Annotated in this window: 25 protein-coding genes and 2 pseudogenes; 7 read left to right on the top strand and 20 right to left on the bottom strand. The window is 64.6% G+C overall.

Going from position 1 to position 25,122, the window contains the following annotated elements:
- Positions 1–32: 32 nt before the first annotated feature.
- The 4 genes from cydX to cydP are packed head-to-tail and all read right to left on the bottom strand — an operon-like array spanning position 33 to position 3,169.
- Positions 33–167, bottom strand: a complete 135-nt coding sequence (gene cydX, locus VJ673_RS10855) for a cytochrome bd-I oxidase subunit CydX (RefSeq protein ID WP_324126115.1) — start codon at positions 165–167, stop codon at positions 33–35.
- Between the two features lie 27 nt (positions 168–194).
- A complete protein-coding gene (gene cydB / locus VJ673_RS10850) occupies positions 195–1,334 on the bottom strand; it encodes a cytochrome d ubiquinol oxidase subunit II (RefSeq protein WP_324126114.1) in 1,140 nt (379 codons plus the stop codon).
- 10 nt (positions 1,335–1,344) lie between these two features.
- Positions 1,345–2,964: a cytochrome ubiquinol oxidase subunit I gene (locus VJ673_RS10845; protein WP_324126113.1), complete on the bottom strand. Its 1,620-nt coding sequence runs from the start codon at positions 2,962–2,964 to the stop codon at positions 1,345–1,347.
- Positions 2,954–3,169, bottom strand: a complete 216-nt coding sequence (cydP, locus tag VJ673_RS10840) for a cytochrome oxidase putative small subunit CydP (protein WP_324126112.1) — start codon at positions 3,167–3,169, stop codon at positions 2,954–2,956. The genes VJ673_RS10845 and cydP overlap by 11 nt, the downstream gene beginning before the upstream one ends.
- Before the next feature lie 79 nt (positions 3,170–3,248).
- On the opposite strand from cydP, the gene VJ673_RS10835 reads away from it, so the two are divergent.
- Both VJ673_RS10835 and VJ673_RS10830 read left to right on the top strand, forming a co-directional pair.
- Positions 3,249–3,803, top strand: a complete 555-nt coding sequence (locus tag VJ673_RS10835; protein WP_324126111.1) for a sigma 54-interacting transcriptional regulator — start codon at positions 3,249–3,251, stop codon at positions 3,801–3,803.
- 141 nt (positions 3,804–3,944) lie between these two features.
- Positions 3,945–4,076, top strand: a complete 132-nt coding sequence (locus tag VJ673_RS10830) for a helix-turn-helix domain-containing protein (RefSeq protein ID WP_324126110.1) — start codon at positions 3,945–3,947, stop codon at positions 4,074–4,076.
- Between the two features lie 351 nt (positions 4,077–4,427).
- On the opposite strand, the gene VJ673_RS10825 is transcribed toward VJ673_RS10830, so the two are convergent.
- Positions 4,428–5,012, bottom strand: a complete 585-nt coding sequence (locus VJ673_RS10825) for a flavin reductase family protein (RefSeq protein ID WP_324126109.1) — start codon at positions 5,010–5,012, stop codon at positions 4,428–4,430.
- Positions 5,013–5,194: 182 nt separating this feature from the next.
- Here VJ673_RS10825 and VJ673_RS10820 point away from each other — a divergent pair, with 182 nt between their 5' ends.
- Positions 5,195–5,410, top strand: coding sequence for a hypothetical protein (locus VJ673_RS10820; RefSeq protein WP_324126108.1), 216 nt, complete (start codon positions 5,195–5,197; stop codon positions 5,408–5,410).
- A 188-nt stretch (positions 5,411–5,598) separates the two neighbouring features.
- Positions 5,599–6,804, top strand: a complete 1,206-nt coding sequence (locus VJ673_RS10815) for a hypothetical protein (protein ID WP_324126107.1) — start codon at positions 5,599–5,601, stop codon at positions 6,802–6,804.
- A gap of 13 nt (positions 6,805–6,817) precedes the next feature.
- Here VJ673_RS10815 and VJ673_RS10810 read toward each other — a convergent pair whose 3' ends face one another.
- The 7 genes from VJ673_RS10810 to VJ673_RS10780 form a co-directional block, all read right to left on the bottom strand.
- Complete coding sequence (locus VJ673_RS10810) at positions 6,818–7,654, bottom strand: Rossmann-like domain-containing protein (protein WP_324126106.1); 837 nt, start codon at positions 7,652–7,654, stop codon at positions 6,818–6,820.
- 15 nt (positions 7,655–7,669) lie between these two features.
- Positions 7,670–9,211 carry a VWA domain-containing protein gene (locus VJ673_RS10805; RefSeq protein WP_324126105.1) on the bottom strand — a complete coding sequence of 514 codons (1,542 nt, stop codon included), beginning with the start codon at positions 9,209–9,211 and terminating at the stop codon, positions 7,670–7,672.
- Positions 9,208–10,575: an AAA family ATPase gene (locus VJ673_RS10800; protein WP_324126104.1), complete on the bottom strand. Its 1,368-nt coding sequence runs from the start codon at positions 10,573–10,575 to the stop codon at positions 9,208–9,210. The genes VJ673_RS10805 and VJ673_RS10800 overlap by 4 nt, the downstream gene beginning before the upstream one ends.
- A gap of 71 nt (positions 10,576–10,646) precedes the next feature.
- The gene (locus VJ673_RS10795; RefSeq protein WP_324126103.1) at positions 10,647–11,120 is read right to left on the bottom strand and encodes a c-type cytochrome; all 474 of its coding nucleotides are present in this window, start codon (positions 11,118–11,120) and stop codon (positions 10,647–10,649) included.
- A 53-nt stretch (positions 11,121–11,173) separates the two neighbouring features.
- A complete protein-coding gene (locus VJ673_RS10790) occupies positions 11,174–11,464 on the bottom strand; it encodes a hypothetical protein (protein WP_324126102.1) in 291 nt (96 codons plus the stop codon).
- Positions 11,465–11,500: 36 nt separating this feature from the next.
- Entirely contained in the window at positions 11,501–12,523 is a 1,023-nt protein-coding gene (locus VJ673_RS10785) for a 2-oxoacid:ferredoxin oxidoreductase subunit beta (protein ID WP_324126101.1), read from the bottom strand.
- A 10-nt stretch (positions 12,524–12,533) separates the two neighbouring features.
- A complete protein-coding gene (locus tag VJ673_RS10780; RefSeq protein WP_324126100.1) occupies positions 12,534–14,411 on the bottom strand; it encodes a 2-oxoacid:acceptor oxidoreductase subunit alpha in 1,878 nt (625 codons plus the stop codon).
- Between the two features lie 340 nt (positions 14,412–14,751).
- Here VJ673_RS10780 and VJ673_RS10775 point away from each other — a divergent pair, with 340 nt between their 5' ends.
- The 3 genes and pseudogenes from VJ673_RS10775 (at position 14,752) to VJ673_RS10760 (ending at position 17,394) form a co-directional block, all read left to right on the top strand.
- Positions 14,752–15,147 carry a hypothetical protein gene (locus VJ673_RS10775; protein WP_324126099.1) on the top strand — a complete coding sequence of 132 codons (396 nt, stop codon included), beginning with the start codon at positions 14,752–14,754 and terminating at the stop codon, positions 15,145–15,147.
- A gap of 55 nt (positions 15,148–15,202) precedes the next feature.
- A complete protein-coding gene (locus tag VJ673_RS10770) occupies positions 15,203–16,531 on the top strand; it encodes an MFS transporter (RefSeq protein WP_324126098.1) in 1,329 nt (442 codons plus the stop codon).
- A 132-nt stretch (positions 16,532–16,663) separates the two neighbouring features.
- Positions 16,664–17,394 (top strand): annotated as a pseudogene (locus tag VJ673_RS10760) (sulfite exporter TauE/SafE family protein).
- 11 nt (positions 17,395–17,405) lie between these two features.
- On the opposite strand, the gene VJ673_RS10755 reads toward VJ673_RS10760, so the two are convergent.
- The 8 genes and pseudogenes from VJ673_RS10755 to VJ673_RS10720 form a co-directional block, all read right to left on the bottom strand.
- Positions 17,406–17,819, bottom strand: a complete 414-nt coding sequence (locus VJ673_RS10755) for a rhodanese-like domain-containing protein (protein ID WP_324126095.1) — start codon at positions 17,817–17,819, stop codon at positions 17,406–17,408.
- Between the two features lie 208 nt (positions 17,820–18,027).
- Entirely contained in the window at positions 18,028–20,580 is a 2,553-nt protein-coding gene (locus tag VJ673_RS10750; RefSeq protein ID WP_324126094.1) for a bifunctional diguanylate cyclase/phosphodiesterase, read from the bottom strand.
- A gap of 17 nt (positions 20,581–20,597) precedes the next feature.
- The gene (locus tag VJ673_RS10745; RefSeq protein WP_324126152.1) at positions 20,598–22,337 is read right to left on the bottom strand and encodes a methyl-accepting chemotaxis protein; all 1,740 of its coding nucleotides are present in this window, start codon (positions 22,335–22,337) and stop codon (positions 20,598–20,600) included.
- A gap of 146 nt (positions 22,338–22,483) precedes the next feature.
- A pseudogene (locus VJ673_RS10740) lies at positions 22,484–22,706 on the bottom strand (acetyl-CoA C-acyltransferase); the annotation flags it as partial.
- A gap of 143 nt (positions 22,707–22,849) precedes the next feature.
- Positions 22,850–23,233, bottom strand: a complete 384-nt coding sequence (locus VJ673_RS10735) for a transposase (RefSeq protein WP_414635649.1) — start codon at positions 23,231–23,233, stop codon at positions 22,850–22,852.
- A 187-nt stretch (positions 23,234–23,420) separates the two neighbouring features.
- Positions 23,421–24,074, bottom strand: a complete 654-nt coding sequence (locus VJ673_RS10730) for a 3-oxoacid CoA-transferase subunit B (RefSeq protein WP_324126093.1) — start codon at positions 24,072–24,074, stop codon at positions 23,421–23,423.
- Between the two features lies 1 nt (position 24,075).
- Complete coding sequence (atoD, locus tag VJ673_RS10725; RefSeq protein ID WP_324126092.1) at positions 24,076–24,738, bottom strand: acetate CoA-transferase subunit alpha; 663 nt, start codon at positions 24,736–24,738, stop codon at positions 24,076–24,078.
- 137 nt (positions 24,739–24,875) lie between these two features.
- Positions 24,876–25,122 (bottom strand): putative sulfate exporter family transporter (locus VJ673_RS10720; protein ID WP_324126091.1); only part of this gene is annotated, 247 nt, incomplete at its 5' end.

Raw genomic sequence — 25,122 nt, 5'->3', positions numbered from 1 at the left:
GACCCGTCACCGTGGCCGCTTGTGCTCATGACTCAGTCCTCCTCACCCTGGGGCAATGCGGGCCGGCGAGAAAAGCTGCGCGCTTCCTCGTTCTCGCCCCACATCGCATTGAGGATCGCGAGCAGTACCGCGAACCCGATTCCCAGCGCCCAAGCGAAATACCACATGGTCGTTCTCCTGTCGGTTGCGGCGGATCAGTACGCCGAATGTTCGTGTTCGCGGATATACGCGGCGGTGACCTTGCCCGACATCACCTTGTAGGCCCAGCTGGTGTAGGCAATGATGATCGGCATGAAGATCAGCGTTGCGACCAGCATGATGCCGAGGGTGCGCTGGCTCGAGACCGCGTCCCACACGGTGAGACTCGCATTTGGCATCGTCGATGACGGCATCACGAACGGGAACATCGAGACCCCGGCGGTCCCGATGACCCCGACAATGGCGAGGGATGACGCGACGAATGCCGCAAGGGCGCGTCCGCTCGCGATAAGGACGAGCGCCGCGATCCCGGCGACGTAGGCGAGCGTGGGCACGATCAGCGTCACGGGAGCGCGGTGGTAGTTGCCGAGCCATGCGCCCGCCTGAGCCGTTACGGTTTTCGCCAGCGGGTTGGGCAGAGCGGACGGATCGACGGCCGACGTGATGGCATAGCCGAAGCTGCCTTGTGCAACCCATACCCCCGCCGCGCTGAAAGCGATGAGCATCAGGATGCCGAACACGATTGCGGCGCGGCTCGATCGGCGCTCGATGTCCCCCTCGGTACGGTAGGCGAGGTAGATTGCGCCGTGGAAGGTGATCATCGCCGTGCTGACGATGCCTGCGAGCAGCGCGAAGGGGTTCAGCAAGCCCCAGAACGTCCCCGTGTAGTAGGGCACGAGGTGGTCATCGAAGTAGAACGGCACGCCCTGCAGCAGGTTGCCGAAAGCCACGCCGAAGATCAGGGGCGGAACCGCGCCGCCCACGAAGAGTCCCCAGTCCCAGGTCTTTCGCCACAAGGGGTTGTCGATCTTGCTGCGGTAGTCGAAGCCCACGGGACGGAAGAAGAGCGCCCACAGGACAGCCAGCATCGCCCAGTAGAAGCCGGAGAAGGCGCTCGCATAGACCAGCGGCCACGCCGCAAAGATTGCGCCACCGCCGGTGATGAACCATACCTGGTTGCCGTCCCAGTGGGGCCCGACAGTGTTGATGATGACGCGGCGTTCCTCGTCGGACCGCCCAACGAACGGGAGCAGCGTCCCCACGCCCATGTCGTGGCCGTCCATGATCGCGAAGCCGACGAGCAGGACCCCGACCAGCAGCCACCAGATGACTTTCAGCGTTTCGTAATCAAGCATTTCTGTCTCCTCACACGGGGGCTTTGTCTGAAATCGGTGCAGGGATAACGGCTGGCGAGAGCGGTCCTTCGTCGGTGGAACGTTCGGACTCGCCGTAATAGCGGCCGGTCCCCAAGCTGCTGGGTCCCATGCGCGCGAACTTCACCATCAGGTACATCTCGACGACGAGCAGCAGCGTGTAGAACCCGACAAAGCCGGCGAGCGAGCCGTACAGGCTCTCCACTGTCAGCGTGGACACCGATAGGTGGGTGGGCAGCACGCCGAAGATCGTCCAGGGCTGCCGGCCGTACTCCGCCACGAACCACCCCATCTCGCACGCGAGCCAGGGCACGGGCAGGAAGATCAGCGCCCATCGCAGGAGGCCCCGGCGTTCGGCGAAATCGCCCTTCACCGAGTGCCACAGCGCGAGGCCGAAGAGCACCAGCATCGCGAAGCCGAGCGCGACCATCACGCGGAAGGTCCAGAACAGCGGGGTCACCTTCGGCAGCGTGTCGCGTGCTGCACGGTCGATGAGTTCGGGCGTGACCTGATCCATCGAGGATACGTACTTGCGCAGCAACAGGCCGAAACCCAGGTCCTGCTTCACCTTGTCGAAGGCTGCCCGCGCGTTCAGGTCGCCGGGCGTCTTACGCAGGTGCTCGAGAAGTTTCACCGCCTCGATGCCCGTGACCACCCGTTCCCGGTTGTGTGCCAGGATCTGCTTCAGTCCCGGCAATTCCTTGTCGAGCGAGCGGGTTCCGATGAGGCCCATCACCCAGGGAATGTGAATGGCGAAGTCGTTCTTCAATTGCGCTTCATTCGGAAGCGCGATGAGATTGAAGCTCGCAGGCGCCGGCTCGGTGTCCCACATCGCCTCCATCGCCGCGAGCTTGGTCTGCTGCGCCTCACCGATCGAATAACCGGATTCGTCGCCCAGCACGATCACGGAGCACACGGACGCGAACCCGAACGCCGCGGCGATGCGGAAGCTGCGTTTCGCGAACTCGACGTCTCGCTCGCGCAGGAGATACCAGGCCGAGATCGACAGCACGAACATCGCGCCCGTGACATAGCCCGCCGAAACGGTATGGACGAACTTGCCCTGGGCCACCGGGTTGAAGAACACGGCCCAGAAATCGGTCAGTTCCATGCGCATCGTCTGGAAGTTGAATTCGGCGCCGACCGGGTTCTGCATCCACCCGTTGGCGATCAGGATCCACAGCGCGGAGAGGTTCGTGCCGACGGCCATCAGGATCGTCACGAGCAGGTGCTGGCGGCGCGGGAGGCGGTCCCAGCCGAAGAAGAAGAGCCCGATGAAGGTGGACTCGAGAAAGAACGCCATCAGGCCTTCGATCGCGAGCGGCGCGCCGAAGATGTCGCCGACGTAATGCGAGTAGTAGGCCCAGTTCGTGCCGAACTGGAATTCCAAGGTGATGCCGGTCGTGACGCCGAGGGCGAAATTGATGCCAAACAGCTTGCCCCAGAAACGCGTCATGTCTTTGTAGATGACCTTCCCGGTCATGACGTACACGCTCTCCATGATGACCAGCATCCAGACCATGCCCAGGGTGAGCGGCACGAAGAGGAAGTGGTACATCGCTGTCGCCGCGAACTGCAGGCGCGACAGGTCGACCAGTTGCTCACTGAGCATGTTTATCTCCAAGCGGTTGGGGTGTGCGGAGGGCATCCGGGCTGTCCGCAGGGTGCGGAGCGATGAAGCGGGCCGCGGCGGCGGGCGCATCCACCTCGACCTGTACGTCGCGCAGGGCGAACCACCACAGCGCGGTCAGCAATGCGAGTTTCAGAGCAATGACAAGAACGAGTTCGCGGCGCAGACCGCGGTCTTCTGGAGTCATGACATTGGTTTCTCCATGTCCATTTGGAATGGTAGGAACCAAGAAGCGTGCCAGAAGGTAAAACGAGCTATACCTTGATGTGGATCAAGGATTTGCCGCGGGGCAGAACGCGGCCGCGAACGCCGCCTACCGCGAGGCGTTTCCCGATCGCCGGCAAGTCGTGGGGCGGCGCTGCTACGAGGTGTCCCACCACTACACCGTCCCATGCGAGCAGGCGGGCGAATCCTGCCCGCTCGCGATGAGTCTCGCGTCGGGGCACCGCGGGCGCGTGCTGCGCCTGCATCACACCTCCCGTGGCGAGGAGTACGTGAATATCGAGCTGTCGCGGCTGTGCGATGCGAGCGGCGAGATCGTCTGGTTCGTCGAGAAGACGGAGCCGCTGCATGTCGCCCGCGGCGTCTCGGGCCGCTCCGGCCTGATCGGGCGCAGTCCGGCTTTCCAGCACATGCTGGAGCTCGTCGCCCGCGTGGCCCCTTCGAACGCGAGCGTCCTCCTGCAGGGCGAATCGGGTACCGGGAAGGAGCTCGTCGCCGCAGCGGTCCACGAGGCGAGTCGCAGGGCGGAACATCCCTTCGTTGTCGTCGACTGCTCGGGCCACGCGAGCTTCGCGATGTGCTCGAGCGCGCGAGCCTGATGTGCGATGGCAAGCGCATCGAACCCGAGGATCTTCCCTCCGAGTTCCGAGTGATGGAGGAGTTTCGCTCACGAAACCTCCTGCCTGTCGCCTCCCAAGGGAGAAACCGGGGACGACGGGGGGAGCATCGATATTCGAAAGGTGGAGCGGGAGATGTTAATGGGCGCGCTGAGGACGCATCGCGGCAATCGCCGGGAGCTCGCGCAGAAGCTGGGGCTCAGCGAGCGCACGCTGTATCGACGCTTACGCGGGCTGGGCGGCGCTGGGAAGTAAGCGAGGGCGGTGCGGAACGACGCGACCGAGAGACTTCCGGCGCGTGCAAAACGTTGCAGCTTGCGATTGTCACTCGCAGCGTCGAACCGCCCACCGGCGCGGTCTGTCGTTCGCAAGCCAGACCGGTTTGTCAGGCGACACCTCCCCGGGGCCTTCTTCAGGGCTGAAATCCAACGCGACATAGCCGCAGGAAGACTTTGCCGGGCCGAGTTGCACACATAGGCCATCGGGCACGCATCAGCGCAAAGCAGGCGTTTCGAATGGCAGGCTCGTCGAAGGACGAGCGGCAACTCGTGGCCGACGTCACATCCATCTGCCCCCATCAACCGCGGTCAGGATCCAGAGCGTTTCCTACAACGGGCGAGCCTGAATCGCATTGCTGGCACGCACGAAATTCCCGCCACCCAAATGGTGGATCGTGTGCAGGGCGGCATTCTCGTCAGTGAAAGACCAGCGCCCGTTGGCAAACACGCGCTCATCGGCGGCTGCGGCGACGACTTCGCCGAAGCAGGTGTCGTAGGCGTCTTCGGTGTGGGGTTCCGGGATCAGGCGGCATTCGAGCCAGGCGGCGCATCCGGTCTCGATCAGGGGCATGCCGAGTTTTGGTCCGGGCTTGGCCTCGATGTCGTAGCGGGCGAATTTGTCGAGGTCGCGCCCGCTGGCGCTCCCGACCGCATAGGTCAAATCCACGAGTTCTGCGCCGGGGATGCAGATGGCGAATGCGCCGCTCGCGGAGATGAGTTCGCGCGTGCAGGTGCGTTTGTCGATCACGATGGCGATACGTGGAGGGGTGAACTCCACGGGCATCGACCACGCGGCGGCCATGAGGTTGCGCCTCGTGCCGTCGGAGGACGTAACCAGAACCGTGGGGCCGTGATTGACGAGCCGGCTGGCGTGTTCGAGCGCAACGGGTCGGAAGAAATTCGAATGGGTCATTCTTGAGCGACGCCTACCGTGGATGGAACCGGAACGATAACGCACTCATTGGCGAAGGCGACCCTCTCCTTCCCTTTCGATGCCCCCACCCTTCCAGAGGGGGTCGATTTGCCCTTCAGCTGCCTACTCTGACACTAGCCGCGCACGGTCACAGACGCGGATATGGGCAGACGGAGACGAGCATGCAGCAACGGATCGAGAGGTCTCGCAAAATAGTCCGCGCTATGGCAATCGGCGCTTGCTTGCTTGCCGCCGGCACAATCCCGGGCGGAATTGCAGGCCTCGTGGCGAGCGACATGACCGCGCGCGATTCGACAACCCTGGTCGCGTCGTTCCAGCCGGAGTCATTGCATAGCCCTCAATCCGGACTGGACTCGTTCTGGAACTACTGGCGGTAGCCGCAGGGCCGCGAAATCGTTACCGTCATTACGGCAGCGATACCTTCTGCAAGCGCATCGATGGCAAGGGGCTCGGCGCCCCTGCCCTGTAACCTTTGGTCGGCGCTTGTCATCCAATGGGCGGCAACACAAGGGGAGCCATTCAGGCCCCCGACGAAGTCGTTCACGCTTTCACTGGAGAAGTGATCATGCTCCGACCGCCTGCGCTCAAGCCATTCAAAAAACCACTCGCGCTTCTCGCCGCAATCCCGCTCGGCGTCATGGCGCTGACGCTGCCCATCGCCCCGGCGTTTTCCGACACGCAAATGCCGGCAAGCAAGCAGATCGGCCAACGCATTTTCCGCTTCGATACCTTCGGCGACGATACGAAGTGGACCGACACGCTGCGCATTCACGAGGTCATCCAGGCGGCCGTCAGCCCAAGTGTCGCGCTCTCCGTCGGCCTGAAGGTGGATGCGACAGTCTTGCCTGCGGACTTTCTCGCGACGCACAGCCTCGACGATCCCGCGACAACGGTCGAGCTGATCCAGCGCAATGCGGTCCTGGGGGTGGTCGGTAAGGTCGAAGACGGCCAGCTCAAGTCGGTCGGCGTCACCTGCGCGCTCTGCCATTCGACGGTCGATAACTCGGTCGCGCCGGGCGTCGGCAAACGTCTGGATGGCTGGCCGAACCGCGACTTGAATCCCGGCGCGATCATCGCGCTTTCGCCTGCGCTCACCGACGAGCAGAAGGCCGTCTACAATTCCTGGGGACCCGGCCGCTACGATCCGCGCTTCAATATCGACGGCATCAACGGTCCGGTCCTGATCCCGCCGGCCTTCGGCCTGAAGGACGTGCCCTTCGAGATCTATACCGGCGACGGGCCGGTCTCGTACTGGAACAACTACGTCGCCGTGACGCAGATGGGCGGGCATGGCTTCTTTACCGACTCCCGGTTGGGTATCACCGTCGACAACACGCCACCCGACCTGGTGACGGCGAAACTCCCTGCCCTGCTGGCCTACCAGCTAAGCCTCCCGGTCCCGCGGCCCCCGGTCGGATCGGTCAACGCCGCGGCCTCGCAACAGGGCAAGATGATCTTCAATGGCGTTGCCCGTTGCAGCACCTGCCATATTCCGCCCACGTACACCGACGTGCAGAACGGCCCGGACGCGAATACGCCCAAGTTGCACGAACCCGCCGAGACAGGGATGGATCCGGCGTACGCCCTGCGCAGCGCGACGAAGAAGTACCGGACCACGCCCCTGCGCGCGCTCTGGCAGCACCCGCCGTACTTCCACGACGGCAGTGCCGCGACGCTGCTGGAGGTCGTCAACCACTACGACGGCATCTTCACGCTCGGTCTGAGTCCCGCACAGAAGTTCGATCTCGTCGAATACCTGAAGTCGCTGTGAGCGGACCGCAGGACTACTTCAGCCGCTGCAGCAATGCGTCGGCTCCGGGGTAGTCCTGCCGCAACAGCGCAAACTTGCGTGCGTGCGCGCCCCAAGCGCCGCCGTGTTTGAGCGCGTCGATGAACCCTTCGCGGTCGGAGATCCAGTTCCCACCGAGGAGGGTCACGCCGCGCGCGAAGAGCGGATCCGGCAGGCAGCTCGCGCCGGGTCCGATCATCGCGAAATACCGCGCCGAACGGCAGTTCGCGAGCACGGCGTCGAGCGTGTCGTTGAGGAGGACGGTGCTCGTCGACAACACCTTGCTGCAGCTTGCGAGTTCGGAGGGGTCGAGCGTCACGCGATAGCCCGCGCCTTCGCCCGACAGCGCCGGGTCCAGCTCTGCGACGGTGAGCCTCGCGCCGGAGGACACGATGCGCGGCACCAGCGGCCCGAAGAAGCCGATCATGCCGATGTGTTCGCCGGGCTGCGGATCCAGGAGGCCGATCGAATCGGCCGCCGAATCCGGGATGAAACCGGTCCGTTCGAAGAGGCAACGGGTCAGGGCATTCACGACCGCGAAGCCGATCGTGCGTCTCGCACCCGACTCCGTCTCGTACCAACGCGCGACGGCCAGGCTGTCGCTGCCGGCGAGTGCGGCGATATCCGTGTCCGCCGCGAGCGAGGCCAGCGTGTCGCCGAGCAGCATGTAGCTCAGGCCGATGCTGCCGTCGTCCAGTTCGATGGCGCAGAATTCGGCACTCTTCGTGCCCGGAACGAATGTCGGCGGCAAGTGCAGCGCGCGAATGCGCGGCAAGGGGGAGCGGGCACCGAAGCGCTCCAGCAGGGCGATGAGTTCGCTGGCGATGGTCATGGCGGGTGAGTTCCTCTATCCGTTGCTGTCCTGTTTTCCCCAAACCACCGTCGCGGCCCGGTTCTCGGGCGAACGCAGCGCGCCGGGGAAATACATGGCTGTGAGGCTTTTCGAATGCACGGGTGACTCCACCTGTGAGCCGCCGAAGTGGCGCCAGTCGCGCAGCCAATAGATGTCGTCGGCAACTTCGAGGAAGCCGATGGTCTCGCGATCGCCGATTAGCACACCCTGCACGCGCAGCCCCTGCTCGGCCTTGGCACGCTCGACGGCAGCCGCGACCTCCCGTGTCGCACCGAACTCGCCGTCGGAGGCGATCAGCAGATCTGCGAGCTGCCACTGCGCATCGGCGAGCCGCCCGATCGCGCGTTCGAGCGGCCCGCAAATGTCGGTGCCGCCACTGAAGCTCTGTCCGAGAAAGCGCGTCAGCCGCTCGATGCCTTCGGCGTTCGGGCTCATCTCCAGTTCGACGATTTCGTCCGGACCGCCGAAGCAGAACACGTGACAGCGACGCTTCTGGCGGAATGCCGTGCGCGCCGCCTCCAGCACGATCGCCTTCGCGACGGCTTCCGCCCCGCCACGCATCGACCCCGAAGTGTCGACGCACACGAGCAGCGGCCCCATCTCGAGCCGCCGCTCGGGTCGGCGCTGGAGGCTCGGCCGCAGTGTCGGCTGCTGGCGATGGACGACCTCTTGCAGGCGGTCGTTGTCCTCGTAGCTGAGTAGCGTCCTTTCGGCATGCCGCGCGTGCCAGACGAGGCGCAGCCGCCGCAGGCGCCTGTTCGTCAGCAACATGGTCTCAACCGGCAGCATGCGGGCGATGCGACCCGAGCGATAGACGCCACAGGTCTCGCCGGGAAGCTCGGGGACCGGCGTGACGCGTTGTTCCGCGCGCGGCGCGCTCGCCTCTTCGAGCACTTCGCTGTCGCGTGTGCGCGAATCCTCCCGCGTCTCGCTCGGCAGCATCCGCCCGAGACCCCGGATCAGGGCGGCGAGCTCGGGCAGGCGCTCGATCAGACGGCGTGTGCGCACCACCTCCTGCCAGGCGTCGCTCTTCAGCGTGCCTTGCAGCTGGTCCCAGTTGGCATTCTTGAAGAGATCGTCGCAATCGCCGAAGACCTCGGTCAGCTCGTGCATCACCCCGCAACGCTCGCGCCAGTCCGCGCCGAACTCTTCGAGCATGCGCGCGACCGCTTCCGCCTCCGAGTCGCCCCGGTCCTGGAAGTCCACGATGCGGTCGAGGTGCCACAGCAGCGAGCTGACGAGCTGATCGGCGAGCTCGGGCTTCTCTTCGCAGAAGGCCGGCAGGTCGAGTTCGGAGAACAGCGCGGCAAGCGCCCCGCCGACCGGCACTTGCGGCCAAGCCAATGCGTCGGGATGCGGCAGATCACCCGCTACGAGGGCATCGCGGCAGGCGACGAGCCCGGTGAGTCGCGGCTCCAGACGCCCCTGTGAATTGATCAGGGATCCGAGCCACAGCTTGCGCGCCAACGCGTCGAGCGGCGCCAGCGCCGCCTCGCGGTGCGCGAAAAGCAGCGGGGACGGGAGTTCGGGTGTCACGCTACGAGCGGATCGTACGCGACGGGCTCCGGCTCAACACCAGGGTCGCCGGACAGCCGCGGCAAGGCGAGGAAGCCGGCGCGCGCGATGTTCGTCCGGTCGCGCAAGGCCGCAAGCGCATCGGCCGTCCCACCGAGGTGGCCTGCCGCGTACTCCGCGAACGCCTGGTCGAGCCACAGGCTTTGCGCCGCATAACTGTCGAGATCCTGGCGCAGCGCGTCGAGCTCGCCCGCGTAACCGGCCAGGCGTCCGGCGAGTTCGTCGATCTGGCGGACACGGGCAGCGATGTGGCGCTCGCCGTAGCGACGCCGGCACCGACCCGGCATCCGTAGCGCCGCTTCGCCATGCTTCCCGTCGCTGAACTCGTCCGCGAATCGCAGGCGGCCGCTCTCGTCATAATCGAGGTCGTCGGCGTCCTGCTCGACCTCCAGTTGCGCCTCGAAGGCTTCGACGACGCGGGTGAGGCGCGCCGGCGACATGGCCTCGCGCACCCCGAGCCGCGCGCAGAGCCAGTCCGCAACCTGCTGCTGGCGGGCGATGTCGGGCGCGACGCACCAGGGCAGCAGCCACAAGTCCCATCGCGACACTTCGGCGCGGCCTTCGCTCGCGGCCGCGACCCGCAGCAGCCGGACGAGCTTCACCCATCGCCGGTCGGAAACGTAGAGCTCCTCAGCGATAAGGTAGTCGCGCAGTTCGAGGAGCCGCGCCGTGACGGCTTCGGGCACCCCGACGCGCTGAGCGGCCTCGTCCAGCGCTTGCCGATCCGCGGCGTCGAGCGGCGAGAACGGGGGCGGCAGCGTCTGCGCGTCGAGACCGAGCAAGGCGCGAAATCCCTCGGCGCTCACGGGCGCGACCGGCATGCGCACCAGAAAGCGGTCGAAGAAGGCCTCGCCGACCTCGTCCTCGGGCACCTCGTTCGTCGCACCGATCACGCTGATCAGGGGGCAAGCCTCACGGCGCGCGCCGTTGTCGAATTCGCGCTCGTTGAGCAGCGTCAGCAGCGCATTGAGGATCGCGCTGTTGGCCTTGAACACCTCGTCGATGAACGCGATCGAGGCTTGGGGCAGGAAACCGGCGGTCTGACGCTCGTATCGATCCTGTTCGAGCGCGCTGATCGACAGCGGCCCGAAGAGCTCCTCGGGCACCGAGAAGCGCGTCAGCAGGCGTTCAAAATAGCGCGCGTCGGCGAACGCGAGATGCAGGCGGCGGGCGAGTTCGCTCTTCGCGGTGCCCGGTGGGCCGACCAGCAGCGTGTGCTCACCGGCAAGCGCCGCAAGCAAGGCCAGCCGCACGGCACGGCCGCGCTCGATCAGTCCGTGTTCCAGGGCCGCCAGGATGGCGGGCAGTTTCGCAATTGACGACACCTACAACTCCTTCCGACGCGAAAGCGCCCACTCCATCCATGATAGCGAACGCCCTGTCGCGCGCTACGCCCCTACTCCTTGCGGAACCTGTCGTGGCAGGCTTGGCACGCGTCGCTGGTTCGGCCGAACTGCGCTTTCACCGCACCGGCGTCCCCGGTCGCGGCGACCCTTGCGAGTTCGTTCGCTTCCTTGTTCAACGCCAGCGCCAGCTCCTTGACCTTGTCCGGCTGCTGGAAGAACTCCGGCTTGACCCGCGTCTTTACTTCGCCGAGGTCCTGGTCCGTGCCCGGTCCGAAGAGGGCGCCCAGGCCTGAATTCGACACGGCAGCGACCGCCGCCGCGGCCTTCGCCACCTCGTCATTGTTATATGGGCCTTCCAGATTGCCCTTGATCTTGCGCATGTTCCACGCCATGAACCCGTAGCCGGCCTTGCGGAACTTCATCTGCTCGTCCGGTTTCAGCGGCGCCGCAAGAACTCCGCCGGCAACCACGCCCAGGACACCCGCCAGGACACCCATCGCACACAGTCGCTTCCACAACTTCATCAGTAGTCTCCAGAGTTTATTTAAACGCGTTCATTTCCGTCGGAGCCTCGTGCTCACCAGGAAAGCGGATAGCCTTCCGGACCGGAATAGAATGCCGCCCCGGTCAGGAACAGGTATTCGGTCCGGGAGAAATGGGCGCCGTTGTCGAGAAGTTCGGATTTCGCAGCCCGACTTCTTGCATCGTCCATTTCTGCCGCGGCCTCATGTGCGGCATGGGCATCCGCTGCGGACGACAATCGACCGCCGGACAGGAAGGCCGCATCGCCCCCCTCTTCCGCACATCCTGAACCGATTCCTGCACACATCATGAGGAGTGCCGCAAGGGGATGAAGTGGATGTTTCATGGCTTGTCGTCTCCTTGATTTGTTATGCCAAACGGATCAATCGATGGTCCAGGTATCGCCGCTGTTGAAGAGCTTTTCCAGTGTTCCCGACCCTCGTTGCGCACGCGCATCGGCAGCGAGCTGGGTGCTGAGCGTTTCGTAGGCCGGGGCTTCGACTGCGCGGAAGACCCCCAGCGGAACAGGCAGCGGCGCCGCGAACTGCGACAGGAAGAAGGCCAGGCCGCCATTCGCAGCCGATTCGTCATGAACCGAGAGATCGGCCTCCGTGACGCCGCCTTCGCCGACCGTCACGACCTCGGGCTCGAAGCCGCGCATGCGGATGCCCTTGCTGCCGTCCTTGCCGAAGCGCATCGGCTTGCCGTGTTCGAGCAGCAGGCGCGCGTCGTCCCGCGTCTCCTTGTTCGCCAGCGCGTCGTAGGCGCCGTCATTGAAGACGATGCAGTTCTGCAGCACCTCGACGAAGGCCGTGCCACGATGCTCGGCGGCGCGCCGCAAGGTATCCAGCAGATGCGGGTGATCGCTGTCGACCGTGCGCGCGACGAAGGTCGCGCCCGCGCCGAGCGCCACGGAGATCGGGCTGAAAGGCCGGTCGATGCTGCCCAGCGGCGTCGTCTTGGTCTTCTTGCCGAACTCCGAGGTCGGCGAATACTGCCCCTTCGTGAGACCGTAGATTCGGTTGTTGAGCAGGATGATCTTGAGGCCGATGTTGCGCCGCATCGCGTGGATGAAGTGGTTGCCGCCGATGGCAAGCGAATCGCCGTCGCCGGACACGACCCACACGGACAGTTCCGGCCGTGCGAGCTTCAGCCCGCTCGCGATGGCCGGCGCCCGCCCGTGGATGCTGTGCATCCCGTAGGTTTCCATGTAGTACGGGAAGCGGCTGGAGCAGCCGATGCCGGAGATGAAGGCGAATTGCTCGCGCGGGATGCCGAGCGTCGGCAGCAGTTTCTGGACCTGTGCGAGCACGGCATAGTCGCCGCAGCCGGGGCACCAGCGTACGTCCTGATCCGACTCGAAGTCCTTTCTCGTCAGCGGCTTGATTTCAGTCATCTGATTCATGGTCGGTTCCTCAGCACAGCTCCAGGATGCGGTCGTAGATTTCGGACACCTTGAACATCTTTCCCTGCACCTTCGACATGACGATTACATCGCACAGGTAGCGTTCGCGCAGCAGTTTCGAGAGCTGCCCGAGGTTGAGCTCCGGCACGAGCACGGTCTTGTAGCGGGCGAGGAGGTCACCCAGATCGGCCGGCAGCGGATTAAGGTGGCGCAGATGGACGTGGGCGACCGACTTGCCCGCGGCCTCGGCCTGCTCGCGCGCCTGCACGATCGAGCCGTAGGTGCTACCCCAGCCGACGATCAGCAGGTCGCCGCTTTGTGGGCCTTCCACCTCCAACTGCGGGATGTCCTTTGCGATGCCCGCGATTTTCGCGGCGCGCAGGTCGACCATGCGCTCGTGATTGAAAGGGTCGTGGGAGATGTTGCCGGTGAGGAAGTGCTTCTCCAGACCCCCGACGCGGTGCTCCATGCCGGGCGTGCCCGGACGCACCCAGGCGCGCGCGAGGTTCTCGTCGCGGGCATAGGGCTGGAAGCCGTCCGGATCGGTGCGGAACCAGACGTCGAGCGGCCGCAGCTTGGCCGGATCGGGAATCCTCCACGGCTCAGCCGCGTTGCCGATGCCGCCGTCGGACAGGAAGATCACCGGCGTCATGTACTTCACGGCAATCCGGAAGGCTTCGATCGCGCAGTCGAAGCAGTCGGCCGGCGAGCGGGCGGCGATCACGGGAATCGGACATTCGCCGTTGCGTCCATAGATCGCCTGCAGCAGGTCGGACTGCTCGACCTTGGTCGGCAGGCCCGTGGAGGGGCCGCCGCGCTGGACGTTGGTGATGACGAGCGGCAGTTCGAGCATCACCGCGAGGCCCATCGCCTCGGTCTTCAGCGCCATGCCGGGGCCGGACGTCGTCGTCAGCCCGAGCACGCCGCCATAGGCGGCGCCGATCGCGGAGCAGATGCCGGCGATCTCGTCCTCGGCCTGGAAGGTCGTGATGTTGAAGTGCTTGAGCGCCGACAGTTCCTGCAGGATGTCGGTGGCCGGCGTGATCGGGTAGGAGCCGAGGAAGAGCGGCACCTTCGCCAGTTCCGACGCCGCCACGAACCCCAGCGCGGCAGCATGGTTGCCGGTGATGCTGCGATAGCGGCCGGGCTTGATGTCAGCCGCACGCACCTGATAGGTGCTGACAAACATCTCGGTCGATTCCGCGTAGGCGTAGCCTGCGCGCAACGCGATCACGTTCGCCTCGGCGATCTCCGGCTTCTTCGCGAACTTCGCGCGGATGTTCTGTTCTTCGTCCTCGATCGGGCGGCTATACAGATAGAGCATCAGGCCGAGCGCGTAATAGTTCTTGCAGCGGCCGATCTCCTTCTTCGAGATCCCGGTGTCCTTGAGCGCCTGATTCGTCAGGTCCGCGATGTCGATCGTGTAGAGACGGAAATCGGTCAGCGTGCCGTCGTCGAGCGGATTGCTCTGGTAGCCCGCCTTCTGCAGGTTCGTCTTGTTGAAGGCGCCGCTGTTGGCGATGATCATCCCGCCGTGCTTCACGTCCGGCAGATTGGTTTTCAGCGCCGCGGGGTTCATCGCGACAAGGACGTCCGGCGCATCGCCGGACGTGAATACCTGGCCCGACGAAAACTGGATCTGATACCCGGAAACGCCGAACAGCGTGCCGGTCGGGGCGCGGATTTCCGAGGGGTAATCCGGGTGCGTCGCGAAATCGTGGCCGGCACGGGCGACTGACTTCGAGAATTCGTTGCCGGTGAGCTGCATCCCGTCGCCCGAATCGCCGACGAAGCGGATGACGACACTCTTGATTTCCTCGATCGGCCGGGTCTTCTGAATTCCGCCGACGACCCTGGGTTCGTCCATGGTCATGGTTTGAGTATTCATACGAAAGCACCTGATGTCCGTTAATGGAGTGAGGCGACCGCCGAACGCATCGGTCATCCACACGTCGCTTGGCGGAATCGATTAGGCGCTTGGGGAATGGACCGCCGATTGACCGGGCGAGCCAAATTTTTGACTTTCTGTCTCATACCTCCCCCCGCCGCACGGGTGGGGAGCGGTGATCGCCTTACCGTTCCCGGCACTGGTCGCGGCTCGCATTCGGCTCCCCGTCGCCGCTGGCACGAAACGTCAAGGCGATGCCCCGGCAGGTCAATTACCCCTTCGCCAAAGTGCTTAACGTGGTCGCACAAAAAAGCAATTCATAGACGAAGGAGACGCCGCCATGACGACGAAAAAGGTCATCCACCTCAGCCTGATGCGCACCGATAGCCCGGACGAAATCGACGCCCTGCACGAACGCCTCGAACGCGCCGGCTACATGCGCATGATGCAGATCGGGGAGCCGCGGCTTTCCGAGCTGGTCGCGAAGTACAAAACCAAGGGCTACGAAGTCGAGGTCGTCCCCTTCGTCGATGACGGAGAGGACGGCGCCGCCCCCGCTCCGACGAGCGGCTGCGGGCCCGGCTCCTGTAGCTCGGCCGCGAGTTCCTCCGGCTGCAGCTCGGGTGGATGTAGCTCGGGCTCCACCCCAATGCGCCGCACCGGACCGCGCGTCGTCATTCCTGACGTCGGCACCATTTACATACGGATGAACGAGGCGCCTGCCGCATCCGCCTGACCCGCAGCCACCCGCCCAAATAAAAACAAACGGGCGCAATTTGGAGGAGACAACCTTGGCCACTCACGTCGCCGACGCGAGCACGATCCCGTATACCCCTGGCGTATCCCGCAGCTTTGCGTGGATCGTCTTTGCGCTGACCTTCGGACTGCTGATCTCCGACTACATGTCGCGGCAGGTGTTGAACGCCGTGTTCCCGGTCCTGAAAGCCGAATGGGGCCTGTCCGATACCCAGCTCGGCTCCCTGAACAGCATCGTCGCCCTGCTCGTCGGACTCCTGAGCTTCCCGCTGTCGGTACTGGCCGACCGCTGGGGGCGGGTTCGCAGCATCGTCCTGATGGCGGGCCTGTGGAGCCTTGCCACCCTGGCCTGTGCGTTGGCCGAAGGCTTTGGCCAGATGTTCGCCGCGCGCTTCTTCGTCGGGGTCGGCGAAGCGGCCTACGGCAGCGTGGGCATCGCCCTGATCCTGAGCGTCTTCCCGCCGCACTTGCGCTCTTCGCTGACCGGAGCCTTCATGGCTGGCGGCGCGGTCGGCTCGGTCCTGGGCATGGCGATGGGCGGCGTGGTATCGACGCACATGGGCTGGCGCTGGGCCTTCGGTGCCATGGCCTTGTTCGGACTCAGCCTCGTCCTCCTTTATGGCGTGATCGTCACGGAAACCCGCTTGTCCGCGGGAAACAACGGGAGCTCCCCGGCACACAAGATCGGAGCCGCAGGGCGGTGCGCGCCTCCGTCGTTGCGCAGCCTGTTCTCCGCATTGTTCTCGTCGGTCTCGGTCGTCTGTGCCTATGTCGGCAGCGGCCTGCAACTCTTCACCATGGCGTCGATGATTGCGTGGCTGCCAAGCTACGCCAACCGCTACTACGGGCTACCGCCCGACAAGGCGGGCCTTGCGGCGGCGGCCTTCGTCCTCATCGGTGCGGTCGGCATGACCACTTGCGGCATCATCACCGACCGCCTCAGCCGCGATCACGCCGTGCGCAAATGGCTGATCGCGATCATCTATTCGGTCACCTCCTGCGTCCTGCTGGTTGCGGGCTTTCTGCTACCGGCGGGTCCGCTGCAGTTCGTGGTCATAGGCTTGGGCATGTTCTTCGTCGCCGGAACCACCGGTCCCGCAGGTGCGATGGTCGCCAATCTGACCCACACCTCGATCCATGCAACGGCTTTCGCCACACTGACGCTCGCGAACAACCTCCTGGGACTGGCGCCGGGCCCGTTCGTCACGGGGATGCTTGCCGACCGCATCGGCCTGCTCTCCGCGATGCAACTGATACCGCTCGTCGCCCTGTCCGCCTCGGTCGCCTTCGGAATCGGCTATTGCCATTACGGGGCGGATCTCATGCGGATCCGCGCGCGGCATGCCGCCCAGCGCCTGCAGTGAGGAATCGAAGCGCAACACTCGTGGCTGACTGGCACGCTTATTTGGGGCATACGACTCCGCACTTGTCATCCACGAGGTATTCCGCTTGCGCCATCCGATACCTTCCCTAATTCCCGATCGCACGCTTCCCCAATGAGCGTGGGGATCGGGCTGATCGTCGGTCTGGTGCTGGGGCTGACGGGGGCGGGCGGCTCGATCTTCGCCGTGCCGCTGCTGATGGCTGGACTCGGTTATTCGATTACCCAGGCCGCGACCGTTTCATTGCTGGCCGTTGCAATATCGGCGGGGTCGCGGACCGCATGTCACAGACGAACCTGACACTGATCTTCGCTCTGGTGCTTGCCGTGGTCGCTGTGCGCATGTTCTACACCGCGACGGTATCGAAGGACGACGCCACCGTCGTGCGCTCGGCAGTGGCGGGTGAAGGCCGGCCTTCCATCGGCAGAGTCGGCCGTGTGCATGCAACGACCGGGCGGCTGATCTGGACTCGCCCGCTTGCCATCACCGTGTCCCTGATCGGCGCTGTAACCGGTTTTCTTTCTGGGCTGCTGGGGGTTTGCGGGGGATTCATCATCGTTCCCGCGATCCGTACGACATTGCCGCTGTCGATGCATTCTGCAGTCGCGACCTCGTTGATGGCGATCGCGCTCGCCAGCTCGCTCACCTTTGTCGGAGGCATCCTGCAGGGACGGCCCGCCCCCCTGGCGACCGCCCTGCCCTTTGTCGCAGGAGCGGTTCTCGGCATGATCCTGGGACGCAGGGTGGCCCCCCTGATCTCCGGCCCTTCGCTGCAGCAGGGATTCGCCATCACGGCCGGGATCATCGCGGTCGTCATGGCCCTCAAGTCCTGGTCGGCGCTGTGAACGAGCCGGACCTAGGGGCCGCATTTTCCGCATCCGCTGACGATCCACGGCAAACCGTCGAAGCGCCAACCGTTCACTTCACCGCGTCGAAGCTTAGGTCCGACATCCCCCTCGCAGCCATATATGACAGTGGCTACGTTCGAAAAACCGGCTTCTTCGAGCGCTCCACCCGCCTCGACCGAGCGCTCCCCAGTCCGGCAGATCAGCGCCACGGGGCGATCGTGCCGACCGCCGGCCATCCGCGTGATCTCGGCGATGAAGCCGGGATTGATCTCCCAGCCCGGCCCGTCATTCCATGACACTTGCTGTGCACCGACCGGATGACCGGCGAAACGGTATTCCATTTCGCTGCGACAATCGATGAACAATGCGTCGGAATGGTCGCGCAGGTACTGCGCGGCTTCCTTCGGAAATAGATGCTTCACGCTACCCTCCCATCGTCGATTGGGCCATCCGCCACGCACGGGGATACGCCCCCGACCGGAGCCGTTCAACGCCCGGGGTAATGCCCCCCAGCCCCCGAAAGCCCTGCCCCATAATGCGGAGGCGATGGGCCTCTCCTCTTGCCGGATGGGGACGACAGTTTGACATTTCGCGACACGCCGACGAACTGCACGGTCTCGTCGCCGCCAATCACCGTGCTTCCGGCAACACGGGGGACCGACCGGACACCGAACGGTCGACGAGTCGCGCGAATCTGGCGGCAAACTCGTCAGGCGGAAGGGGGCGACTCCAGAGGTAGCCCTGCCCTTCGTCGCAGTGCATGGTCTCGAGGATCTCCAGTTGCTCGGCGGTCTCGACACCTTCGGCAATCACCTTGAGGCCCAGCGAATGACCCAATGCCGCGACCATCGAGGCGATGGTGCGGTCGTCGGGATTCTCGACAAGGTCGCGCACGAACGACTGATCGATCTTCAACTTGTCGATCGGCAGACGCTTGAGATAGAGGAGACTGGAATACCCGGTGCCGAAATCGTCAATCGCGATGCTTAGCCCAAGCGCGCGGCACTGGGCGAGCAGCCATTGGGTCTTGGTGATGTCCTTGATGATCTGGGTTTCGGTGATCTCGAGTTCCAGGCGCGACGGAGGCAGGCCGGAATTGCGCAGGGCAGCGCTCACCGTTTCGAGAAGGGCGTGGGGCTGCAGAAACTGGCGGGTCGAACAATTGATCGACATGCTCAATGCCGGCAGACCGAGGGCGTCCCAGGCGGTGGCCTGACGGCAGGCCTCCTCGATGACCCACGCGCCGATCGGCTCAATCAGTCCCGATTCCTCGGCTACCTCGATGAAGTCTGCCGGCGAGACCATGCCCCACTCCGGGTGCTTCCAGCGCAGCAGGGCCTCGACCCCGACAATTCGCGCATCGACCAGCGACACCTGCGGCTGATAATGCAGTTGCAGCTCGTTTCGCTGCAGCGCGCGACGCAGTTCGCTGGTCAGCGTCAGGCGTTTGCGTGCCGTGTCGTTCATCTCGGGGACGAACTCGAAGAACATGTTGCGGCCGCAATCCTTGGCCTCGTACATGGCCGCATCGGCGGCCCGCAACAGGGCGTCGTAGCTGTCGCCGTCGCGCGGAAACAGGCTGATCCCGATGCTGGAAGTCACCGTCAGTGCCATGTCCTCGATCTGGAAGGGCCGCGCGAGCGCCGCAACGAGTTTCTGTGCGACGACGCGCGCAGCCTCGTTGCCATCGAATGGCAGCAGGACGATGAATTCGTCGCCCCCGAGCCTGCCGACGGTGTCCGAGGCCCGCACCGCCGCCCGCAGGCGTTCGGCGACCTCGATCAGCAACTGGTCACCGGCGGAGTGGCCGAGCGAGTCGTTGACGTGCTTGAAATAGTCGAGATCGACGAACAGCAGGGCCAGGTCGCGCCCGTCACTCGCGGCCTGGCGTATGGCCAACTCGACCTGTTCCCTGATCCGCATCCGGTTGGGCAACTGCGTCAGCGGGTCGAAGTAGGCGAGCCGATTGATCTGCTGTTCGGCATGCTTCTGCTGTGTGATGTCGTCACCGACGTAGATGAAATGGTCGATCTGTCCCTGTTCATTGCGAACGGCGGAGACGGTGACCGCCATGGTGAAGGGTTCGCCGTCCTTGCGCCGGCAGGCCAGTTCGCCGGTCCAATGACCATCCCGGAGCAAGGTGAAGCGCAGCTCTCGTTGCCGTTCGTCCGTTGGGTCCGATCGCAGGATCAGCTCCTGCGGACAGCGCCCTACGACCTCATCCGCCGTATATCCCGTCCGTTCGCAGAATGCCGGATTGACCTGAATCGCCCGCCGCGCGATGTCGGTGATGACGATCAGGCTGCGGCTGTGCTCGAACACCGAAGCCGCGACACGCAGGCGCTCTTCGTTTTCCTTCTGCTGCGTGATGTCCTGGGTGAAGCCCTGCAGTTCGTGCGCACTGCCGTCGGCGTCACGCATGGCATGGGCCACGCTTTTCAGGTAAACCCAACGCTTTTCTCCGTGATGCCACGCACGGTACTCATGTTCAAGCGGTTCGAGCGCCCGGCAACTGTGAGCCAGCGCCGCGAGAATGCCATCACGGTCCTGCGGATGAAAAACGTCCAGTGATTCTTCGTCATCCATCGCGACAAAGCCGGGAGTCCCGTTCCCCAGCAAGCGCATCGCACTGAGGCTCCTGTGGAGCACCCGGGTGCGGATGTCGAATCGCCAGGTTCCCATTCGCCCCAGGATCTGCGCGGACTCGATACGCTGACGCTCCTTCGCGAGTTCGGCCTCGGCGAGTTTGTGACGCGTCACATCTTGGGTGAAGCCATAAAGCGCGGCCGGCCTGCCTTGTGCGTCGCGACCGAAGAAGAGAAGAGAACGCAGGAATATCCAGCATCCATCATTACCGTGCCAGAACCGGAATTCGATTTCCGCAGGCTTGTCGTCGCGAACGGCCTTACGGCGCTGACGAACGACGGTCGGCAGGTCGTCGGGATGAATCCGGGAACTGAAATATGCTTCCGGTACCCGCGTGATGCCGTTGGGCCAACCGAGAAGTTCGGGTGCGTTGTCGCTGGTCTCGTAATGACCATCCGCACAGTCCAGCGACCAATAACACATCCGTCCGACTCGACTCGCAGCGCCGAGCAAGCTGCGGTATCGGTGCAGGATTTCCGCGCCGTCGTCCGCACGAACGAGGTCGGTACCGCCCGCATGGCTCCCGGCAAGGCTCATGGTGTCGCCCCGGCGGCTCAGACCTTGAAGGCGCCTACGGCTTCGCGCAGCGAGAGGGCCATGGTCTGCAGTTCCTGGGCGACGTCTTCGGCCCGCGTCGCGGAGGCGGCGTTGCCCTCGCTCATCCGCACCACGCGTTCGACCTGGCGGGAGATTTCCTCCGACGATGCCGAGTGCTCGCGCAAGGTCAGCGAAATGTCATTGACGGCCTCGGAAAGCTGGCGGGTGTTGGACTGGATCGCAACGATGCGCTCGGCGGCCTGATTGGCGTGCGCCTGCCCGTCCCTGACCTTACCCCCGACGGTCGCCATGTCGCTATTCACATTGCCTGCGAGTCGCTGCATTGCATGCACCATGCCGCCGATGTCTTCGGTGGCGTTGCGCGTCCGCTCGGCCAGTCCGCGCACCTCGTCGGCAACGACCGCGAAGCCGCGCCCTGCTTGGCCCGCCCGGGCAGCCTCGATCGCCGCGTTGAGCGCGAGCAGGTTCGTCTGGTCCGCGACCTCCTTGATGAGCTGGACGATGGCCGAGATCCGCGTGGAGTGGGTGCCGAGTTCCTGGACAGTGGCTTCCGCCTCGCGTACGCGGTCGGAAATGTGTCCCACCTCGACCGCCGTCTGCGCGATGATGGCGGCGCCCTCGTCCGCGGCTGTTCCGGCCTCGTGCGAACAATCGACCGCGTCGCCGGACGACTGGGCGATGTGGCCGATGCTGACGGTCATCTGCTCGACGGCGGCGGCCATCGCAGCCGCAGAGTCGGTCTGCTGGCGCGAGGCTTCGGCCACTTCCTCGGCCGCGCCCAACGTCGTGTCGGCGGCCGTGCGGATGCCCTCCGCATTGCGCAGCACCAGCGTGAGAAGCGTGCGCACCGATACGAGCAGGCTGTTGAACGCGCGTGACGTGTCGGCGATCTCGTCCTTTCCGTCGAACTCGACGTTCAGCGTGAAGTCCCCGCGTTCCGCGACGGTCACCATGGTTTTGCGGAGCTTGTCCAGCGAGCCGGTGATGCCGCGCACCGTGAAGAAGATCAGCAGGGCCAGCCCCGCCGCCGCCACGAGCGATACAAGGGCGATCGCCCCCTGCGCGCTGCTTCGGGCTGATTCCGCCGATTCCTTTATCAGTTTGGCATTGCCCTTCACGACCGCGTTCAGCTGGTCCATCTCGGTCTCGGTGCGGTCCCACACCGCGCCGACGCGATCGTCGATCATCTGGAAGCGCTGCATCACGTTCAGCACCTGATCCCAGGTCTGCGCGCTCGCCATCTCTTCGAGGAGCGGCACGACCGGTTCGAACGTGTCGTCGAACTCCTTCAAGCGCTCCTCGACCACGGTCCATTGCCTGGCTTCATCATCGCTCTTCGGCAGGGCAACGTAGCTCGAGAGGGCATGATGCGCATGGTTTTCGGCCTCGGTTCGCCGCCCGATCACCGAACGCGCCAGATCGTTCGCCTCGGCGATGCCATCCTGACGCAACTGTTCGGCAGCGAAGCGCTCGGGACGCCACGTCGCGATGTCGCGCGTCACGAGCAGGGACTTCGCTTGCCACATGCGCATTTCTGCCATCAGGACCACCGCTGGCGTGCTGCGATCGGTAATTTCCTTCAGCGCGCCGGCCAGGTGACTGACCGAGAACCACCCCACCGCGCCGATCACCGCCAGATTGAACAGCGAGAAGGCCGCCATCGACCAGAGCTTGGCCCTGATCGTGATCCGGTCCAAGCGGAAACGCAGCGTAGGCATCATGCTGCGCGTGCCCATGTTGTTCAAGACGACCTCCTGACCGTGCATACGTTGTTCCGGCAAGATGAATTTGGAGAAAATCATTCTCCAGTATTGGGACTGGCTTGCCCCCCCACTTGCTTGGGGGGGATCTCACTCGGTTCGGGCGATGTCGGGCGGGGTGTTTACAGCACCTCGAAGATCCTCGCTGCGCCCATGAGGGTGCCGATGCACATCGTGACCATCCCGTAGCGCTTGCCGGTGCGACGCATGTCATGCACGAGGGTGGCGGGTGCGGATCACGCCGGTCGCGCCCAGCGGATGGCCCAGCGCGATCGCGCCGCCCTGGGGGTTCACCTTCGCCGGGTCGATGTCGAGGCTGCGCATCACGGCGAGCGCCTGCGCGACGTGCTCGTCCTGCATCCATTTGGGGTTGGCCGAGTAGGGCACGTAGCGGGGGAATTGAAGAAATGCACGCTGCAGAAGTGCGCACGCTTGTCCGAAGGTTCAAGCGGCAGCCCGCGAGGGGCCGCGCTGAGGAATAAAAAGGTTCATCGCGTCTTTCCGGGAAAGGCAGCCTTGATCTTCAGGAAGAAATAGGCTGAGTCTCGGAAGCCGTAGGCCATGCGCTTGATGACCTTGATGCGGTTATTGACGCCTTCCAGGACGCTGGTGTTCAGCGGGAAGATAGCTGAGGCGAGGATGCCACGCAGGTACTTGCGCAGTCGTTTGGCAAAGGCGATGGCCGGCGCAATCCCGCTATCGATGGCCAGGCGATACCAGTCTTTCCATCTTCGTGCCCCCTCTCGCACGGTCGGGGTGAACCAGACTTCCTTGATCGCCGTCTTCAGAAGACAGCAGCAGCGAACCGTCGGTTCGCTGCTGGGAGGAATCGACGACATGGCCTTCCCAGAAGGCCAAGCCCAACATAGCATCTCGCATGACGGGGAAGAGGAAAGGGATCGGTTTGTTTGGCGACTACCAATCTACAACCTCCGACCCGTCAACCTCTACTTTCCCCTGATCGCGCGAAGAACCCATAAAAGGAGGGGTGTCCGAATCCTGGAGAGGAGGAATATCAGGTGGCCTTGTGGACACCCCCGTGAAAGCGGTGGCCCGCGCCTACAGGCCGAGATTCATTTCCTTGACCTCGTCCGACACTGCGAAGCGGGCCTGGGTACGGGCCCGGATATCGCTCACCGACACGCCCGGCGCGTGCTCGATCAGCACGAACTCGCCGTGCGTGATGCGGAAGACCGCCAGTTCGGTGACGACCATGGCGACGCGCCCCTTCGCCGTGAGCGGCAGCGTGCAGCGGTCGAGAATCCGCGGTTCACCCTCCTTGGTGCAGTGCTCCATCGCGACGATGACCTTGCGTGCGCCGGTGACGAGATCCATCGCGCCGCCCATGCCCGGCACCATCTTGCCCGGTACCATCCAGTTCGCAAGGTTGCCCTCCTCGTCGACCTGCAGCCCGCCCAGCACCGTGACGTCCACGTGGCCGCCACGGATCAGCGCGAAGGACATCGCGCTGTCGAACATCGCTGCACCGGGCATTAGTCCGCAGGGGGCACCCCCCGCGTTGACCACACCGGGCATTGGCTCGCCTTCGAGCGGCGCGAGGCCGAGGAAGCCATTCTCGGACTGCAGCGTGATGTGCATCCCCTGTGGCAGGTAGCGCGGCACCATGGTCGGCAGGCCGATGCCCAGATTGACGACATAGCCTTCGTGGAACTCCTGCGCGACACGGCGCGCGATCACTTCTTTCGCCTGCATTTCAGTTCCCCCGCGCCAGGACGATCTTGTCGACGAGCGCCGCCGGCGTCATGACGAGGTCGGGATCGATTTCGCCGATCTCGACGATCTCGTCGACTTCGGCGATCACCAGATCCGCTGCGAGCGCCATGATCGGGTTGAAATTGCGCGCGGAGCGCTCATAGACGAGGTTGCCCGCGCGGTCCGCGCGCTTCGCCTTCAGGATCGCGACGTCGGCACGCAGCGGCAGCTCAATCAGGAAGCTCTTGCCGTCGACGACCATCTTCGTCTTGCCTTCCTCGACGACGGTGCCGACGCCAGTGGGTGTCAGCACGCCGCCCAGCCCAGCCCCACCGCAGCGGATGCGTTCGGCGAGCGTGCCCTGCGGCACGAGTTCGACATCGAGCTCGCCGGCGATCATCTTCTTGCCCGTGACCGGGTTCGTGCCGATGTGCGACACGACCACCCGCTTCACCTGCCCCGCCGAGATCAGCGGCCCCACGCCCTTGTCCGGCATGGCCGTGTCGTTGCCGATCAGCGTGATGTCCATGGTGCCCTGCTCGCTCAGCACGGCGACGATGCCGTCTGGGGTGCCGACGCCCATGAAGCCGCCGAACATCACGCTGACGCCGTCGCGGAAGTGCCGACCGACGTCGGACCAATCCACCTGTTTATCCAAAGCCATTTTTCCGTGTCTCCTCGATGCGGACGGAGCTTCCCCCTCCCGGCCCGTTTATGGGGCAGGATTCGGGACCGTCTGCGTTTGTATTTTTTTGGGGTTGGCGGTGCGCCGTTCAGCGCCTCGGGGTCAGTGCAGCCACCTCAGTGCAGCCACCACAGTCCGCCCAGGATCAGCGCCGCTAGGAAGACGGTGTTCGCCGTCAGCATCGCCACCGGGCGCCACCCGACCGCGGCGAGCTGCTGGAAGGAGGTCTTCACGCCGAGCGCCGAGATTGCGACGACGAGGCACCAGCGCGAGAGACTCGAGGCCGCCTGCGTGACTTCCTTCGGGATCAGCCCGAGGCTATTCACCAGCACCAGCACCGCGAAGCCGACGAGGAAGCCGGGC

Origin of the sequence: Aromatoleum sp., from assembly GCF_035254505.1 — a bacterium.
Classification (GTDB): domain Bacteria; phylum Pseudomonadota; class Gammaproteobacteria; order Burkholderiales; family Rhodocyclaceae; genus Aromatoleum.
The sequence above is the reverse complement of the archived record's forward strand: the minus strand, read 5'-3'. Positions and strand labels throughout refer to the sequence as shown.

What these genes read in the sequence shown, in the direction of transcription:
- VJ673_RS10785 (WP_324126101.1), bottom strand. Translation starts at nt 12,523, where the DNA reads ATGAATCAGATGACTGAAATCAAGCCGCTGACGAGAAAGGACTTCGAG.
- VJ673_RS10735 (WP_414635649.1), bottom strand. Translation starts at nt 23,233, where the DNA reads ATGCTATGTTGGGCTTGGCCTTCTGGGAAGGCCATGTCGTCGATTCCT.
- atoD (WP_324126092.1), bottom strand. Translation starts at nt 24,738, where the DNA reads ATGGCTTTGGATAAACAGGTGGATTGGTCCGACGTCGGTCGGCACTTC.
- VJ673_RS10820 (WP_324126108.1), top strand. Translation starts at nt 5,195, where the DNA reads ATGCAGCAACGGATCGAGAGGTCTCGCAAAATAGTCCGCGCTATGGCA.
- VJ673_RS10825 (WP_324126109.1), bottom strand. Translation starts at nt 5,012, where the DNA reads ATGACCCATTCGAATTTCTTCCGACCCGTTGCGCTCGAACACGCCAGC.
- VJ673_RS10775 (WP_324126099.1), top strand. Translation starts at nt 14,752, where the DNA reads ATGACGACGAAAAAGGTCATCCACCTCAGCCTGATGCGCACCGATAGC.
- VJ673_RS10810 (WP_324126106.1), bottom strand. Translation starts at nt 7,654, where the DNA reads ATGACCATCGCCAGCGAACTCATCGCCCTGCTGGAGCGCTTCGGTGCC.
- VJ673_RS10845 (WP_324126113.1), bottom strand. Translation starts at nt 2,964, where the DNA reads ATGCTCAGTGAGCAACTGGTCGACCTGTCGCGCCTGCAGTTCGCGGCG.
- cydP (WP_324126112.1), bottom strand. Translation starts at nt 3,169, where the DNA reads ATGACTCCAGAAGACCGCGGTCTGCGCCGCGAACTCGTTCTTGTCATT.
- VJ673_RS10730 (WP_324126093.1), bottom strand. Translation starts at nt 24,074, where the DNA reads ATGCAGGCGAAAGAAGTGATCGCGCGCCGTGTCGCGCAGGAGTTCCAC.
- VJ673_RS10750 (WP_324126094.1), bottom strand. Translation starts at nt 20,580, where the DNA reads ATGAGCCTTGCCGGGAGCCATGCGGGCGGTACCGACCTCGTTCGTGCG.
- VJ673_RS10745 (WP_324126152.1), bottom strand. Translation starts at nt 22,337, where the DNA reads ATGGGCACGCGCAGCATGATGCCTACGCTGCGTTTCCGCTTGGACCGG.
- VJ673_RS10815 (WP_324126107.1), top strand. Translation starts at nt 5,599, where the DNA reads ATGCTCCGACCGCCTGCGCTCAAGCCATTCAAAAAACCACTCGCGCTT.
- VJ673_RS10780 (WP_324126100.1), bottom strand. Translation starts at nt 14,411, where the DNA reads ATGAATACTCAAACCATGACCATGGACGAACCCAGGGTCGTCGGCGGA.
- VJ673_RS10790 (WP_324126102.1), bottom strand. Translation starts at nt 11,464, where the DNA reads ATGAAACATCCACTTCATCCCCTTGCGGCACTCCTCATGATGTGTGCA.
- cydB (WP_324126114.1), bottom strand. Translation starts at nt 1,334, where the DNA reads ATGCTTGATTACGAAACGCTGAAAGTCATCTGGTGGCTGCTGGTCGGG.
- cydX (WP_324126115.1), bottom strand. Translation starts at nt 167, where the DNA reads ATGTGGTATTTCGCTTGGGCGCTGGGAATCGGGTTCGCGGTACTGCTC.
- VJ673_RS10795 (WP_324126103.1), bottom strand. Translation starts at nt 11,120, where the DNA reads ATGAAGTTGTGGAAGCGACTGTGTGCGATGGGTGTCCTGGCGGGTGTC.